The organism is Rothia nasimurium, assembly GCF_928381415.1.
Lineage (GTDB): Bacteria > Actinomycetota > Actinomycetes > Actinomycetales > Micrococcaceae > Rothia > Rothia nasimurium_H.
Window position 1 is genome coordinate 176,034 of record NZ_CAKMSF010000004.1, and the last position, 14,003, is coordinate 190,036.

General features: G+C 59.8%; 14 protein-coding genes. 5 read left to right on the forward strand and 9 right to left on the reverse strand.

Features of this window, described 5'->3' with window-relative positions; translation table 11 throughout:
* Positions 1 to 45 precede the first annotated feature (45 nt).
* The 4 genes from L7A20_RS06125 to L7A20_RS06140 form a co-directional block, all read right to left on the reverse strand.
* The gene (locus L7A20_RS06125) at positions 46 to 1,203 is read right to left on the reverse strand and encodes an LCP family protein (protein WP_237222767.1); all 1,158 of its coding nucleotides are present in this window, start codon (positions 1,201 to 1,203) and stop codon (positions 46 to 48) included.
* Positions 1,204 to 1,374: 171 nt separating this feature from the next.
* Positions 1,375 to 1,632: a type B 50S ribosomal protein L31 gene (locus tag L7A20_RS06130; protein WP_083091002.1), complete on the reverse strand. Its 258-nt coding sequence runs from the start codon at positions 1,630 to 1,632 to the stop codon at positions 1,375 to 1,377.
* 96 nt (positions 1,633 to 1,728) lie between these two features.
* Complete coding sequence (locus L7A20_RS06135) at positions 1,729 to 2,607, reverse strand: TrmH family RNA methyltransferase (RefSeq protein ID WP_237222768.1); 879 nt, start codon at positions 2,605 to 2,607, stop codon at positions 1,729 to 1,731.
* Between the two features lie 9 nt (positions 2,608 to 2,616).
* Positions 2,617 to 3,402 (reverse strand): ABC transporter ATP-binding protein, encoded by a 786-nt coding sequence (locus L7A20_RS06140; protein ID WP_237222769.1) that lies wholly within the window; start codon positions 3,400 to 3,402, stop codon positions 2,617 to 2,619.
* Positions 3,403 to 3,432: 30 nt separating this feature from the next.
* Here L7A20_RS06140 and serB point away from each other — a divergent pair, with 30 nt between their 5' ends.
* Positions 3,433 to 4,368: a phosphoserine phosphatase SerB gene (gene serB / locus L7A20_RS06145; protein WP_237222770.1), complete on the forward strand. Its 936-nt coding sequence runs from the start codon at positions 3,433 to 3,435 to the stop codon at positions 4,366 to 4,368.
* A gap of 156 nt (positions 4,369 to 4,524) precedes the next feature.
* Here serB and L7A20_RS06150 read toward each other — a convergent pair whose 3' ends face one another.
* Both L7A20_RS06150 and L7A20_RS06155 read right to left on the reverse strand, forming a co-directional pair.
* Positions 4,525 to 5,265 carry an SDR family oxidoreductase gene (locus tag L7A20_RS06150; protein ID WP_237222771.1) on the reverse strand — a complete coding sequence of 247 codons (741 nt, stop codon included), beginning with the start codon at positions 5,263 to 5,265 and terminating at the stop codon, positions 4,525 to 4,527.
* Positions 5,266 to 5,444: 179 nt separating this feature from the next.
* Entirely contained in the window at positions 5,445 to 6,152 is a 708-nt protein-coding gene (locus tag L7A20_RS06155) for a beta-ketoacyl-ACP reductase (RefSeq protein WP_237222772.1), read from the reverse strand.
* Between the two features lie 183 nt (positions 6,153 to 6,335).
* On the opposite strand from L7A20_RS06155, the gene L7A20_RS06160 reads away from it, so the two are divergent.
* Complete coding sequence (locus tag L7A20_RS06160; RefSeq protein ID WP_237222773.1) at positions 6,336 to 6,836, forward strand: DUF3099 domain-containing protein; 501 nt, start codon at positions 6,336 to 6,338, stop codon at positions 6,834 to 6,836.
* 257 nt (positions 6,837 to 7,093) lie between these two features.
* Positions 7,094 to 8,062, forward strand: a complete 969-nt coding sequence (locus tag L7A20_RS06170; RefSeq protein ID WP_237222775.1) for an SURF1 family protein — start codon at positions 7,094 to 7,096, stop codon at positions 8,060 to 8,062.
* A gap of 82 nt (positions 8,063 to 8,144) precedes the next feature.
* On the opposite strand, the gene L7A20_RS06175 is transcribed toward L7A20_RS06170, so the two are convergent.
* Both L7A20_RS06175 and L7A20_RS06180 read right to left on the reverse strand, forming a co-directional pair.
* A complete protein-coding gene (locus tag L7A20_RS06175; protein WP_237195934.1) occupies positions 8,145 to 8,735 on the reverse strand; it encodes a xanthine phosphoribosyltransferase in 591 nt (196 codons plus the stop codon).
* On the reverse strand, positions 8,732 to 10,075 hold the full coding sequence (locus tag L7A20_RS06180) for a nucleobase:cation symporter-2 family protein (protein WP_237195932.1): 1,344 nt from the start codon (positions 10,073 to 10,075) through the stop codon (positions 8,732 to 8,734). Before L7A20_RS06180 ends, L7A20_RS06175 begins: the two co-directional genes overlap by 4 nt.
* A gap of 231 nt (positions 10,076 to 10,306) precedes the next feature.
* Between L7A20_RS06180 and L7A20_RS06185 the strand changes: the two genes are divergently transcribed.
* On the forward strand, positions 10,307 to 11,038 hold the full coding sequence (locus tag L7A20_RS06185; RefSeq protein WP_237222776.1) for a metal-dependent hydrolase: 732 nt from the start codon (positions 10,307 to 10,309) through the stop codon (positions 11,036 to 11,038).
* Positions 11,039 to 11,625: 587 nt separating this feature from the next.
* Here the strand turns inward: L7A20_RS06185 and abc-f are convergent.
* Positions 11,626 to 13,224 (reverse strand): ribosomal protection-like ABC-F family protein, encoded by a 1,599-nt coding sequence (abc-f, locus tag L7A20_RS06190; RefSeq protein WP_237199046.1) that lies wholly within the window; start codon positions 13,222 to 13,224, stop codon positions 11,626 to 11,628.
* 173 nt (positions 13,225 to 13,397) lie between these two features.
* Between abc-f and L7A20_RS06195 the strand changes: the two genes are divergently transcribed.
* Positions 13,398 to 14,000 (forward strand): biotin transporter BioY, encoded by a 603-nt coding sequence (locus L7A20_RS06195; protein ID WP_237222777.1) that lies wholly within the window; start codon positions 13,398 to 13,400, stop codon positions 13,998 to 14,000.
* The last annotated feature ends 3 nt before the right edge of the window (positions 14,001 to 14,003 follow it).

Consider the following 14,003-nt stretch of genomic DNA (forward strand, 5'->3'; position numbering starts at 1 on the left):
CTGGTGGGGCTCCCCTTATATCCTCTGGCGAGGGACTACCTGGATTTAGTCAGAACCGTAGGTAGCAATGTAACTAGGCATGGTATCGGTCTTCAGAGCGTTCGACAGAGCGCTGGTTGCAGCGGCATCGAGCACCACAATCGACTGACCATCCCAGGACCAGCCGGTACCGGCATTCGGCAGGGTCATGGAAACCAGCTGAGTGTTACCGTTAGCCAGAACAGGCTGGGCAATACCCACGATGGCTGAAGGGGATAGACCCTGATCTACGGTCATGTAGGGAGATACAGACTCGATGACCTGCAGCAGCTTGCTAGCAGAAGACAGGGCACCATCGGCTTTTAGCTCGTTATAGACGCCGCGCAGGAAGGCACGCTGGTTACGGACGCGCTGGTAGTCACCGTCAGAGAAAACGTAGCGTTCGCGCACGAAGACCAGCGCCTCACCACCGGTCATGGTTTGAGGACCAGCAGCAAAGGAATACCCAGCGGGAGTTGCGTTAAAAGCGAAGGGAACATCAACAGTTACACCGCCCAGGGTATCAACCAGAGCCTTAAAACCCTGGAAGTCAATTTCAGCGACGTGATCCATCTGGATGCCGAGAAGCTGCTCAATGGTAGCAACCTGCAGGTCAACACCGCCATAGTTCAGACCGGCATTAACCTTGTGGGAGCCGTAACCGGGGATATTAACCCAGGTATCACGCATCACTGAAATCAGGTAGGCCGCTGAGCCATCCTCAGGGATATGCAGCACCATGATGGTATCGGCACGGGCACCGGTCACAACCTGCGCTTCGGCACCGGAGCGCTGGTCAGAGCCCAGCAGCAGGATATCGGTGGAGGCGGTGTTGACCGGACGGTCGGTGACAGCACCACCGGCTACAGCATCCAAAATGCCGTCGCCGTTAGCATCACCCTCAGAGACGTTGCTTTCTAAGGTAGCACCCGACTCATTGGTAATCGTAGCGTTAGCTGCCTGATCAACCAGAGCCTGCAGCTCGTCATTATGGGGGGTGGTGACGGTGCCGTCCTCATTGGGCATGGCGTTATCAAAGGTCTCGGACTTATTCCAGGCCTTATTGATCATGAACAGGTAGCCGCCCACAGCGATAACCGGAATCAGCAACAGAATGAGCAGGGTAATCCAGAGGGCTTTTTTGCTTTTCTTCTTTTTAGGTTCTTCGTGAGCCTCGACGGACACGGTACCTCCCTAACTTGTCTCAAAAGGGGCGTACCCACCCGGCAAAAGGGTGCGGTACGCGGAGTGAATCGAACCCAATTCTACGCAGTAAACCTACAAAAACACCCCGTAACGCGTGATAAATCACGGTCACGGGGTGTGATATTAAGCCTGAATAGACTGGCTGTAAACTTAGGCCTTCTTGCCGAAGTTTGCGAAGCGAGCGTTGAAGCGCTCAACACGACCAGCGGCGTCCATGATGCGCTGCTTGCCGGTGTAGAAGGGGTGTGAAGCTGATGAGATTTCAACTTCTACGAGGGGGTACTCGTTGCCGTCTTCCCACTTTTCGGTCTTCTGAGAAGTCATGGTTGACTTGGTCAGGAAGGTCTCGCCTGATGCGAGGTCGCGGAAGAGAACGTAGTTGTATTCAGGGTGGATGCCAGCCTGCATGATATTTACCTTCTTCGTGCCCTGGATTTTGCCAGTGCATATCTTGTTGCTACCGGGGCGGGTGCCTACCGGTGGTTGCGGTTTACAACCGAGGAACTACTCTACCATCTTTGGGCGGGTTTCCCAGAAGGCAACGGCTGAGGCGGCCGCTACATTGAGGGAATCGACCCCGTGGCTCATGGGAATCATGACGGTGTGCTGGGTGGCTGCCAGGGTGGATGTGGCCAGTCCGTGCCCCTCGGTGCCCAAAATCAGAGCTAGCTTCTCGTCTTTGCGGTCTGCCAGTTCGGTCAGGCTCAAAGAATCTTCTTCTAAGGCGAGCGCGGCGGTGGTGAAGCCCGCTGCGTGCAGGGTGTCGAGGGCGCCGGGCCAGGAGTCCAGTCTGGCCCAGGGTACCTGGAAGACGGTTCCCATGGAGACGCGGATTGAGCGCCGGTAGAGCGGGTCAGCGCAGCGCGGGGTCACCAGCACCAGGTCGACGTCGAGGGCGGCTGCCGAGCGGAAGATGGCACCCACGTTGGTGTGGTCCACGATGTCTTCCAGAATTGCGATGCGCCGCACCCCCTCAAGCAGGGTTTGTAAGGGGGCGGGTTCAGGCCTGGCCATGGCAGCCAGGGCCCCGCGGTGCAGGGCGAAGCCGGTAACCTGCTCCAGCTCGTCCTCGCTTCCCACATAGGCGGGTACCTCGGGGTGCTCCTGCAACACGTCAATGAGGTCGTCGGCCCATTTCTCGCTCATGAGAAACGAGAGAGGCCGGTGCCCGGCGGCGAGCGCCCGGCGGATTACCTTGGAGGATTCTGCAATGTAGATTCCCCATTCGGGTTCTTTGATGGAGCGCAGTTTGACGTCGGTGAGGTGGGTGTAGAAGCGGGTGGCCTCGCTCGGGGTTGTACTGAGCGGACGCGTGTTGGGCAGGGCGGTGACGCGGGCTGAGCGTTCTACCAGCTGCTCGGGGGTGAGTTGTTTGGGTTTCATGCTTGGGAGCTAGCGGGCGAAGGCTGAGTAGCGGCCGGACTCGTGAACGGTCAGATCAAGGTCGAGGCCGTAGGTGGCTGAGACGTTGGCCTGGGTGAGGGTTTCTTCGATGGGGCCTGCTGCTACGATTTCACCTTCGCGCAGGAGCAGGGCGTGGGTGAAGCCTGCGGGGATTTCTTCGAGGTGGTGGGTGACCAGGATGGTGGCGGGGGCGTAGGGGTCGAGGGCCAGGTGGGTGAGGCGCTTGACCAGGTCTTCGCGGCCTGCGATGTCCATGCCGGCGCCGGGTTCATCGAGAATCAGCATTTCGGGGTCGGTCATGAGGGCGCGGGCGATGAGCACGCGCTTTTTTTCGCCCTCAGACAGGGTGCTGAAGGGGCGGTCAGCTAGGTGGGCTACCCCCCAGTCGTCGAGCAGGGCCTTGCCCTGGTTGTCGTCGAAGGAGTCGTATTCTTCGTTCCAGCGGCCTGCTACGCCGTAGGCTGCGGTGATGACGACATCGAGCACGGTTTCGTTGCCGGGGATTTGGGCTGCCATGGGGGCTGATGAGAGGCCGATGCGGGGGCGTAGTTCAAAAACGTCGACGGCGCCGAGGATTTCGTCGAGGATGTCGACTTCGCCGCGGGTGGGGTGCAGGCGGGCTGCTGCGATGGAGAGCAGGGTAGTTTTGCCCGCGCCGTTGGGGCCAAGGACGACCCAGCGTTCGCCTTCTTCGACAGACCAGGTGATGTTGTGGATGAGGTTCTTACCGCTTCGTGAGACAGTAACCTTATTAAGTTCAAGAACTGATGCCATGGTTCACAACTTTAGTAGATAATGGTGCCTATGAGTACTTCTGTGAATATTGTTGCTATTTCTCGTGCGGACGCCCCCCTGATTGCTACCGAGGAGCAGCTGGTTGCTGCGTTGCAGACGGTTGAGGGCTTGGAGCTTGAGTCGGGTCTTTTGATGGAGGTTCCTGCCTCTCGCGTGGAGCGCGAGGCTGAGGGCCCGGCCTACTCGGTCTATATTGCCGCGGCTTCGTGGGAGCGCGGTGGTGTTGAGGACGCCCGCGGCGCCTTGGGGCTACTCGATGGGGCGCGCTCGCTAGGCTTTGACCTGAATGTGGTACCCGCTGAGCTGGCCAACGATGAGAAGAAGCTGCTCATTATGGATGTTGACTCTACCTTAATCCGCCAGGAGGTCATTGATGAGCTGGCAGCTGCGGCAGGACGCGGCGCTGAGGTTGCTGAGGTGACCGAGCGGGCTATGCGCGGGGAGCTCGATTTTGAGGCGTCCTTGCGTGAGCGGGTTGCCACCCTAGCCGGTCTCGATGAGTCGGTGATTGATGAGGTGGCTTCCAAGGTGCTGTACTCCCCCGGCGCTACCAAGCTGGTTGAGGTTTTCCTGGCTGCCGGCCACGAGGTCTGCGTGGTCTCGGGCGGGTTTGTGCAGGTGCTCTCCCCGCTGGCGGGCTACCTGAATCTTTCCAAGGCGCGCGCCAACGTCCTTGACATCATCGAGGGTAAGCTGACCGGCAAGGTCACCGACGAGGTCATTACCGGTGAGGTCAAGAAGGAGTCGCTGAAGGAGTGGGCCAAGGAGTTCGATATTAAGTCCTCCCAGACCATTGCCGTGGGCGATGGTGCCAACGATGTGCTCATGATCCTTGAGGCGGAGCTGGGCGTTGCTTTCAATGCCAAGACCGCCCTGCTTGAGGTCGCCGACGCCCAAATCAACACCCTGCGCCTGGACGCGGTACGCCACTTCGCTGGGCTCTAAACAATCGCTTCATTCTGCCCCGTAGGGCAAGCAAAAGGACGCTGGTAGGTGGCTACCAGCGTCCTTTTACGTGCTGAAATCATCGGGTTTGTACCATGCCCTGCCCACTTTTAACCTTAAAAATGGGCAGGGTGCGGTACAAAGTTCGACAGGAAACTACTTGATGAAGCCGCCCGCGCCACCGACCAGCTCGATGTGGCCGGTCTCGACATCAGCGGTCACCATCTTGGAGACTTCCTGGGCGAACTCGTTGACGGTGTAAAGTTTGCCGGCTTCTTCGCGGCGGGCCTCAATGGCGCCGGGGTGCAGGCGGTTGAGTAGGGCCGCGGTGACGGTACCTTCAATCATGTCGGCGGAGACAACCACCAGGGAGATGCCCTTTTCGGTGAGGGCGGGGATTTCTGCTAGCAGGGCGTCCTCGCCGGCGCGCTTGGACTCAGCAACCGGCTTGTACTCGGGCATGGTCTCTACTTCGCGGATGAAGTGGGCCTGGTGGCTGGTCACAAAGACGATACGGCCGCCCTCAGGCATCTTTTCGGCTGCCAGGCGGGCCAGGCGCAGCTGGGAGTCGCGGTTGAGCACCATGGCGTAGTCGTCGGGCATGCCGGCCTCCATGCCGCCAGAGGCGTTGAGAATGAGGTAGTCCAGGGAGCCGAAGTTCTCGATGGCAGCTTCTACCAGGGCGGCGGCGTCCTCAGCCTTGGTCACGTCGCCCTGTACGGCAACGGCCTTACCGCCGGCTTCTTCAATGGCGGCAACAACCTTGGTGGCACGGGGTGCCTTGGAGCGGTAGTTGACGATGATGTTGGCTCCCTGGGCGGCAAGAATCTGGGCGGTATCTGCGCCCACGCCGCGGGAGGAACCGGTAATGATAATGGTCTTGTTCTGAAGTGACATTCTTAGTCCTTATTAGCGCTGTATAAATGATTTGTTTAGGTAGCAGTGGGCGGTAGCTCCCCGGCAGCCGACTGGCTGGGGCTGGCATGAATCGCCTGTGAGCGATAGCGAACCGGCGAGAAGGTTAGTCGGCAGAGGGGAGCTACCGCCCTTCGCTGGCACACACCGGCCAGGCTGTATTAGTGCCCCATGCCCAGGCCGCCGTCTACTGGAATGACGGCACCTGAGATGTACCCTGCGGCGTCTGAGGCGAGGAAGAGGGCTACGTCGGCGATTTCTTTGGGTTCGGCGAAGCGGCGGGCGGGGATGGAGTCGGTGTACTGCTTTTTGAGGTCGTCGGAGAGTTCCTCGGTCATGTCAGTTTTGATGAAGCCGGGAGCGATGACGTTGGCGGTGATATTGCGGGCGCCGAGTTCGCGGGTGATGGAGCGGGCCATGCCGACGAGTCCGGCTTTGGAGGCTGAGTAGTTGACCTGGCCGGGGTTGCCGTAGAGGCCGACAACGGAGGAGATGAAGATGATGCGGCCGCCCTTGTTTTTGAGTAGGCCCTTGGTGGCGCGCTGGGCGACGCGGAAGGCGCCGGTGAGGTTGGTGTCGATGACGGAGGTGAAGTCGTCTTCTTTCATGCGCATGAGCAGGGTGTCTTTGGTGATGCCGGCGTTAGCGATGACGACGCCTACGGGGCCGAATTCTGCTTCGACGGCGGTGAAGGCTTGGTCGATGGAGGCTGTGTCGGTGACGTCTGCTTTGACGGCGAAGAAGTCTGTGGGGGGTTCGCCGCTGCGGTAGGTGATGGCGACGTTGTAGCCGGCTTTTTTGAATTCGGTGGCGATGGCGTGGCCGATGCCGCGGTTGCCGCCGGTGATGAGTACGGTGGGGTTGGTCATTGTTTCACCTTGTTGTGGGGTTTTGTTTCTGCCCCTATCTTACGCTCTTGAGAAAAAAGTGGTGGTTTGTTCAAGTAGGCGCGTGTTATTTGGCCTGGCGGGTTTGGTTAGGGGGTCGGGCGGGGTGTGGGTGCGAGGGGTAGACTGGTGGGGTGAGTTTGAGCCTGTGTGAGGAGGGTGCCGGTGGCGCAGAAGTATTGGACTGCTGAGGATTTAGAGGCTGCCGGGTATTCTTCGGGCGATTCTGAGGTTTTTGAGATTACGGACGCTGCTGAGCGGCAGTCGGTGGGGGTTAGTTCGCGGGCTAAGGTGTATGCCTTCAAGATGTTTTTACGCATTGTTTTTATTATTGCTGCGGTGATGGTGGACGGTGTGTGGCAGTGGGTGTGCCTGGCTGCGGCTGCGATTATTCCTTGGACGGCTGTGGTGGTGGCTAACGGTGAGGCTAAGCAGGGTGGTGGCGGTTTTTCTGCCATGCTGCCGCCGGAGCAGCAGGCTGCTATTGAGGCGGCTCAGGCTGATCGGGCGGCTCGTGCCGCTGCGGCTGAGGGGGCGGACGCCGGTGGGCCAGCTGGTGGCCGTACCCAGGCGAGCACGCACCCGGCAGATTCTGCGGCTGAGGATTCTGGTGAGCCGGTGATTATTGATGGTGAAGTGGTTTTTGATGAGGACGGTAAGGAGTAGCGGGTGGATATTTTAGGTTCTTTGAATCAGGGTCAGGCAGATGGCAGTGGCCAGGGCCCTGAGTTTGTGAAGTGTAGCCGTAAGGGCTGCCAGAAGCAGGCTCGTTTTGAGGTGCTGTGGAATAACCCGAAGGTGCATGCCCCGGGGCGGCTCAAGAGCTGGGCGGCCTGTGAGGAGCACGTGCAGTATTTGCAGGATTTTTTGGTGGCGCGTAGTTTTTGGAAGCAGACTGTCCCTCTGGGATAGGGTGGTTGCTTGTGAAGAAATACGGTTTTTTGCTCTCTGGTAAGTGGGTTGGCCTGTTTGTGCTGACTGTGGTCGCCTCGCTGGTGTGCCTGTATTTGGCGAGCTGGCAGATGAGCCGTAAGGAGGCGCTTGATTTTTCGAATGAGCGTATTTCGCAGAACTATGATGCCGCTCCCCTGGATTTTGCGGACGATTCTAGCCTGTTTGCGTCCGCTCATTCTGAGCTGCGCTGGCAGCCGGTGACCATGACCGGCCAGTACCTGAGTGAGCACCAGTTGCTGGTGCGCAATCGGCCCTATAACGGGTTGAACGGGTATGAGGTGCTGGTACCTTTCCAGACCGATCAGGGCCATATTGTGGTGGTCAACCGCGGCTGGATGGAGGCTGCGTTTGGGGATGCCGGTTCGACGGCTTCTCCGGTGCCTGCTCCCCCGGCTGGACAGGTGACGATTACGGTTCGCCTGGTGGAGGGTGAGATTGATACGGGTGCTTCATCGGTGGATGGGCAGATTAGCAGTATTGACCTTCCCGAGGTTGCTGAGGTGACCGGTCTTGATGTTGACACGGTCAATTACGGTGTGCTGGCTTCTGAGAGCCCGGCCCCGGCGAGCGCCCCGGTTGCTAAGGATAAGCCGGAGGAGGATTACGGGCCGAATCTGTCGTATTCGGTGCAGTGGTACTGTTTTGCGGTCATGTTCTATATTGCCTATTTCTGGTCTGCCCGCCAGAAGGTGCGTAACGATGAGCTCGATGCGCAGGTTGCCGCTGAGCTTGAGGCCTATTTTGGTCAGTTCTACGATGCTGATGGCACCTATATCGGCGATGAGGACGAAGAGGTGGTGCGCCGCCGCATGGAGTTTGTGGATGATATGCCCGCGCATATGAAGTCCATTGTGCGCCCTAAGGCCCCTAAGCGCAGTAAGAAGATTACCGATGAAGAGGTTGAGGACGCCCTGCTCGATGAGCAGCTCTACCGCTAGGCTTTGTGGGTGATTGAGAAAAGAAAATGCTCCCCTCCACCGGTTCAGGTGGAGGGGAGCATTTCTTGAGCTGGGTGATGTACTACTGGGTTTTTTCTACCTCGTGGGTAAAGACCACTCCGTCGTCGGTGAAGTGGTCGATCATGGCCAGGGAGTAGACGTCGTAGCCGCGGTCGCGGAATTCTTTGCCGCCGCCCTGGAAGACCTTTTCGATGGCGATACCGATGCCGGCTACCTGGGCCCCGCCCTGTTCGCAGAGGTGGGTTAGGCCGTGCAGGGCCTGGCCGTTGGCGAGGAAGTCATCGATAATCAGGATGCGGTCTTCGGGAGTGACAAAGCGCTTGTCGACGCGGATGTCGTACTCGATTTTCTTGGTGTACGAGAAGACCTTGGAGTGGTAGGTGTCGGTGGAGAGGGTTTTGGAGGAAATCTTCTTGGCAAAGACCATGGGCACGCCCAGGTGCAGGGCGGCGGTCATGGCCATAGAGATGCCGGAGACTTCGAGGGTGAGGACGCGGGTGATTCCGGCGTCCTTGAAGTGCTCGGCGAAGTCACGGCCCATGTCCATCATGAGCTGGGGGTCGACCTGGTGGTTGACGAACTGGTCGACTTTGAGGATGTTGCCGGGCAGGATGCGGCCGTCGCGGCGGATGCGGTCTTCGAGGAGTTTCATGCGGTTTTCTTCTTTCGGTCTACCAGGATGATGTTGAGTAGCAGGGCTGCCAGGGTGCCGGTGGAGATGCCGGAGGAGAGAATCATCTGCAGGGCGGTGGGCAGGTTGGCGAGCATGTCGGGGCGCACAGTCACGCCGATACCCAGGGCGAAGGCCACCGAGACGATGAGCAGTTCGCGGTCACCCAGTTCGATGGTGGTGAGGGTTTTGATGCCCTGAGCAGCGACCAGGCCGAACATGATGACGCCTGCACCACCGAGGACGGGCTGGGGCATCACGGAAATCAGGGCTGAGAGCTTGGGGAAGACGCCAAGGATAGCCAGGATAATGCCTGCGGTAATCATAACGCGGCGGGAGGCTACCTTGGTGAGGGTAATCAGGCCGACGTTCTGGGAGAAGGCGGTGTTGGGGCCCGCGCCGAAAGCGCCTGCTAAAGCTGAGCCGACGCCGTCCGCAAGTACGCCGTTAGAGACGCGCTTGCTGTCGAGTGTGGCGCCGGAGGCCTGGCCGATAGCCATCATGATGCCGACCGTTCCGATGGTGGAGACGATGTAGGCGGGGACGAAGGCCAGGGTGGAGGCCAGGTCAAAGTGCAGGCCGTAGGCGAAGATGTTGGGCAGGGCGAACCAGGCGGCGTCTGAGACGACAGAAAGGTCAACTAGGCCCAGGGGAATGCAGACCAGGTAGCCGACGACCATGCCGATAAAGACGGCGGCAGCGCGCAGAATACCGCGGCCAAAGTGGGCGATTGCGAGGGTGAGGGCCATGACGCCGAAAGCGATGGTGAGGTTCTGCAGGGAGCCATAGTCTTCGGAGCCCGCGCCACCTGCTGCCCAGTCCATGGAGACCGGCAGCAGGGTGATGCCGATGAGGGCCACCACGGTACCGGTAATCAGCGGCGGGAAGAAACGCATCAGGGGCTTAATGAAGCGGGAGAGCACAATCTCAACCAGTGAGGCGCTGATGGTGGCGGCCACGATTCCGGCCATGCCGAACTGGGAGCCAACCGCGATGGTGGGGTTGACGAAGGTGAAGTCGGTGCCCATCATGCCGGGCACGCGAGCGCCCACGGGGCCGATGCCGCGGGACTGGATGAAGGTGGTGAGGCCCGCGACGAAGATGGAGGCGCTGACCATCAGTGAGGTTTGGGCGACGTTAAAGCCGAGGGCGGTACAGACGACCAGGGGTACTGCGATGATTCCAGCGAAGGCTGCCAGGATGTGTTGGAGCGCTAGCAGGATAGAGACACCGAGGGGTGGGGTGTCGTCGATCTGGTAGAGCATGTCGGTTGAAGTTTCAGCAGGGGCCTGGGGTTCTGACCCTTGGGTATGTTGGTTCAACGAAGGACTTTCGGTATGTAGTTGTGGTGGGTGTAAGGACGCTCGCCCCCGGCAGGGCTGCCAGGGCGGGGTGGTCCTAGTTTCAGTCTACGCTTCTTGCTCGCTCTGGGCGAACACTCCCCCAGCTATGCTCACTCCGTGACCACCGGCGTCCTTTTAGAACAAATATTCGAAACTGTGTTAAAGTGGTGCTTTCACTTCCAGAGGATTATTCATAAGGATCGCACCATCATGATGGGTTATTCCCACTCCATTAGCGCAGCAGCAGCCTGGCTAGCCCTCAACGAGGCGGGAGTCTTGGGCATTGACGACCCCACCACCCTGGCCGTCACCACCCTAGCGGCTGCCGGTGCGGGCATGCTCCCCGATATTGACCACCACAACGGCACCATCGCCCACTCGATTCCGCCGGTCAGTCGCTGGGTTGCCCTGTTGGTGGGGCGACTTTCAGGCGGCCACCGCAAGGGAACCCATTCTTTGATTGGCCTAGCAGCCTTTTGGGCCCTGGCCTTTTTTGCCGACCGCCTGACCTACGCGGATATCCCCGTCCTAGCTCTGGCTCTAGCCGGCTTTGCTGGTGGCCTGGCCCTGCGTACTTTCAAGGCACCGGGGGGCTGGCTGGGGGCACTCGCGGTCATTGCCGGAACCATCTATACCGATTCGCTGGCCCTCATGCCCTGGGCGGTTCTTACCGGGGCAACCGCCCACATTCTGGGTGATGCCCTGACCACCCGCGGGGTTAACCCCTTCTGGCCCATCACTATCAAGCCCGTTGTGCCCAGCAAGCTCTGGCGCAAGAGCGGCTACATGGCCCTACCCATCCTGGGTGATGCTGGCTCAGCCCGCGAGAACTTCCTCACCGCCGCCCTGACCGTCTATATCGGGGCCTACACCCTGGCCTTTTTCGGTTTCCTCACCAGCTACCCCACCCAGCTGATCAGCGGCTTCTTCACAGGAGCTTAAGACTTCAGGCAAAGACAGGGGCCCGGCACCATATGGTGCCGGGCCCCTGTCTTTCACCCGTGTATCACTTCTATGTAGTCACTCATTGAAGTGGGGTGGGAAGGAAAACAAAAATATATCCGTGCCGCTGAGGCGAACGATGTTTAGTCTTCGGTCCAGAAAACGTCGACCTCTACGCCCTCTTCAGCGATTTCAGGGTAACGTACGTCGTGTGATTCCAGCATAGAATCATCCTTTCAAGGTTCGGCCCAACGTCGGTGTTGGATTTGTGTGCCGCCTCATCGGTGAGGTGGTGTTCTTGAGGTGCAGCTGGGGAAGATTGGCTTCCGAAGCTGGTATTTACTCTACGCCGACTGGCCCACCCTGCACTAGCAAAATAGGGCCGTTATCATTTCGTGACCTTTGTTTGGGAACAAAAAACCCACGAAACACACAGGCCTTTTTCGTAGAGTGTGGTGGCCCCAACAGTGGGCTTACGTAAGAAACAGACACACAAGCCTATTTGTACGGACCAAAGAAGGGGTGTCGATACAAGACCGCCCCGCCCGGTCAGCTACCGGGCGGGGCGGGCGTCCGCTCATTCCTGCCTAAGCCAGGGAGATGAGGTCCTGGTATTCCTTGCTCCACAAATCTTCTACCGCATCGGGCAGCAGTAGCACGCGCTCGGGGTCAAGGGCTTCAACTGCCCCCTCATCATGGGAAACCATCACGATGGCCCCCCGATAGTTCTTCAGGGCGTTCAAAATCTCTTCGCGCGAGGCCGGGTCGAGGTTATTGGTGGGCTCATCGAGCAGCAGAACATTGGCGGACGAGGCCACCAGGGTTGCCAGCGACAGGCGGGTTTTCTCACCACCGGAGAGCACGCCGGCGGGCTTATCGACGTCGTCCCCCGAGAAGAGGAAGGAGCCGAGAATGGTGCGGACGCGGGTGTCATCGAGGTCGGGGGCCGCTGACTTCATGTTCTCAAAGACGGTGCGGTCGTGATCCAGAATCTCGTGTTCCTGGGCGAAATATCCCACCTTGGCCCCGTGGCCGTAGATGACCTCGCCGGTATCGGGCTGGGTGCTCTTAGCCAGCATGCGCAGCAGGGTTGTCTTACCGGCGCCGTTAAAGCCCAGCACCACCACGCGCGAGCCTCGGTCAATCGCCAAGTCGACATCGGTGAAAATTTCGAGGGAGCCGTAGCTCTTGGACAGCCCCGTCGCCGACAGGGGCGTCTTGCCACAGGGGGCAGGGTCGGGGAAGCGAATCGCGGCCACCTTATCGACCTGGCGCTCTTCTTCCAGCCCGCGCATGAGCTTTTCGGCGCGCTTGATCATCTGCTGGGCTGCAACCGCCTTGGTTGCCTTGGCGCGCATCTTGTTGGCCTGCTCCATCAGGGCCGAGGCCTTTTTCTGGGCGTTGGCGCGCTCGCGCTTGCGGCGGGCCTCGTCCTGCTCGCGCTGCAGCAGGTAGTTCTTCCAGCCCATGTTGTAGATATCGATGACGCAGCGGTTGGCATCCAGGTAGAAGACCTTATTGACCACCAGTTCCATCAGTTCCACGTCGTGGGAGATGACCAGGATGCCGCCCTGGTAGTTCTTCAAAAACTCGCGCAGCCAGACTACCGAGTCGGCGTCCAGGTGGTTGGTGGGCTCATCGAGCAGCATGGTGTCTGCGTTGGCAAAGAGAATGCGGGCCAGCTCGACGCGGCGGCGCTGACCACCGGAGAGGGTTGACAGGGGCTGATTAAGGACGCGCTCGGGCAGGTCAAGATTGGCGGTGATGGTAGCTGCCTCAGACTCGGCCGCATAGCCGCCACCGGCAATGAACTCAGCTTCGAGCCGGTCGTAGCGGCGCATGCCCTTGGCGTGCTCTGCGGGGTCTTCGCTAGCCATCATTTCCTGGGCCTGGCGCATTTTGCGGGCAACCCCATCCAGGCCGCGGGCCGAGAAGATGCGGTCCTTGGCGAGCTGGGTCATGTCATCGACCTTGGGGTCCTGGGGCAGGTAGCCGATGGTGCCGCCGCGGGTGACGGTACCGTCAGCGGGCAGGGTCAGCCCGGCCAGCACCTTGGTCATGGTGGTTTTACCGGCGCCGTTTCGACCCACGAGGCCAACCTTATCGCCCTTATCGATGCGGAAGGTGACGTCCTCCATGAGTAGGCGAGCGCCAGCTCGCAGTTCGAGGTTGTTGACTGACAGCACGGGTCTGCTCCTTGGGTGGGGGGTGGGTTGGCCAGCTATCTATCTTACCGCCCCGGTGTGGTGCTGGTCGATGTTGGAAGGGCCACCGGGGCGTTGGTTCGGGCTGGCGTCACAGAAGTGAAAGAAAGGCAGAGTTTTTGAACGGTGTTCAAAACCTGTTTATAGTAATGGGCATGACATCATCACAGACTTCCGCGCGCCCGGTGCGCGCCGCTGCCAATCCCGGTCGCGATCTGGCTCTCATCGCTGTGTTTGCAGCCTTCATTGCCGTATGCGCCCTACTTCCTGCCATCCCGGTCGGCCCGGCAGCCGTTCCCATCACTCTCCAGACCCTAGCGATCTACATTGCAGCTCTTACCCTGGGCGGCACCCGCGCGGCTCTTGCTGTCACTCTGTATGTCGTTGCTGGCCTCATCGGCCTGCCGGTTTTCTCTGGGGGCAAGGGCGGCTTCGGCACCATTGCCTCACCCTCCTTTGGCTACCTGCTGGGCTTCATTCCCGGTGCCCTGGTTACCGGCGGGCTTGCCTACGCAGCCCTGCGCCGCCGCATGAGCGGGGCCGGGCTTTTTGGCGCTTTTGTGGTGGCTGCACTGGCAGGTTTTGCCATCATCCAGGTCTTTGGCGTTGCCGGCATGATGGTCAATGCCAACCTTGAACTGGGTGCTGCCGTTGCCGCTGCCCTGATTTACATCCCCGGCGATCTCATTAAGTGCCTGGTGGCCGTTCTGGTTGCCCTGGCTGTACACCGGGCCTTCCCCACCCTGGCCCGCCGCTAGGTA

What these genes read in the sequence shown, in the direction of transcription:
- L7A20_RS06150 (WP_237222771.1), bottom strand. Translation starts at nt 5,265, where the DNA reads ATGTCACTTCAGAACAAGACCATTATCATTACCGGTTCCTCCCGCGGC.
- L7A20_RS06130 (WP_083091002.1), bottom strand. Translation starts at nt 1,632, where the DNA reads ATGCAGGCTGGCATCCACCCTGAATACAACTACGTTCTCTTCCGCGAC.
- L7A20_RS06175 (WP_237195934.1), bottom strand. Translation starts at nt 8,735, where the DNA reads ATGAAACTCCTCGAAGACCGCATCCGCCGCGACGGCCGCATCCTGCCC.
- L7A20_RS06135 (WP_237222768.1), bottom strand. Translation starts at nt 2,607, where the DNA reads ATGAAACCCAAACAACTCACCCCCGAGCAGCTGGTAGAACGCTCAGCC.
- L7A20_RS06155 (WP_237222772.1), bottom strand. Translation starts at nt 6,152, where the DNA reads ATGACCAACCCCACCGTACTCATCACCGGCGGCAACCGCGGCATCGGC.
- L7A20_RS06185 (WP_237222776.1), top strand. Translation starts at nt 10,307, where the DNA reads ATGATGGGTTATTCCCACTCCATTAGCGCAGCAGCAGCCTGGCTAGCC.
- L7A20_RS06195 (WP_237222777.1), top strand. Translation starts at nt 13,398, where the DNA reads ATGACATCATCACAGACTTCCGCGCGCCCGGTGCGCGCCGCTGCCAAT.
- serB (WP_237222770.1), top strand. Translation starts at nt 3,433, where the DNA reads ATGAGTACTTCTGTGAATATTGTTGCTATTTCTCGTGCGGACGCCCCC.
- L7A20_RS06140 (WP_237222769.1), bottom strand. Translation starts at nt 3,402, where the DNA reads ATGGCATCAGTTCTTGAACTTAATAAGGTTACTGTCTCACGAAGCGGT.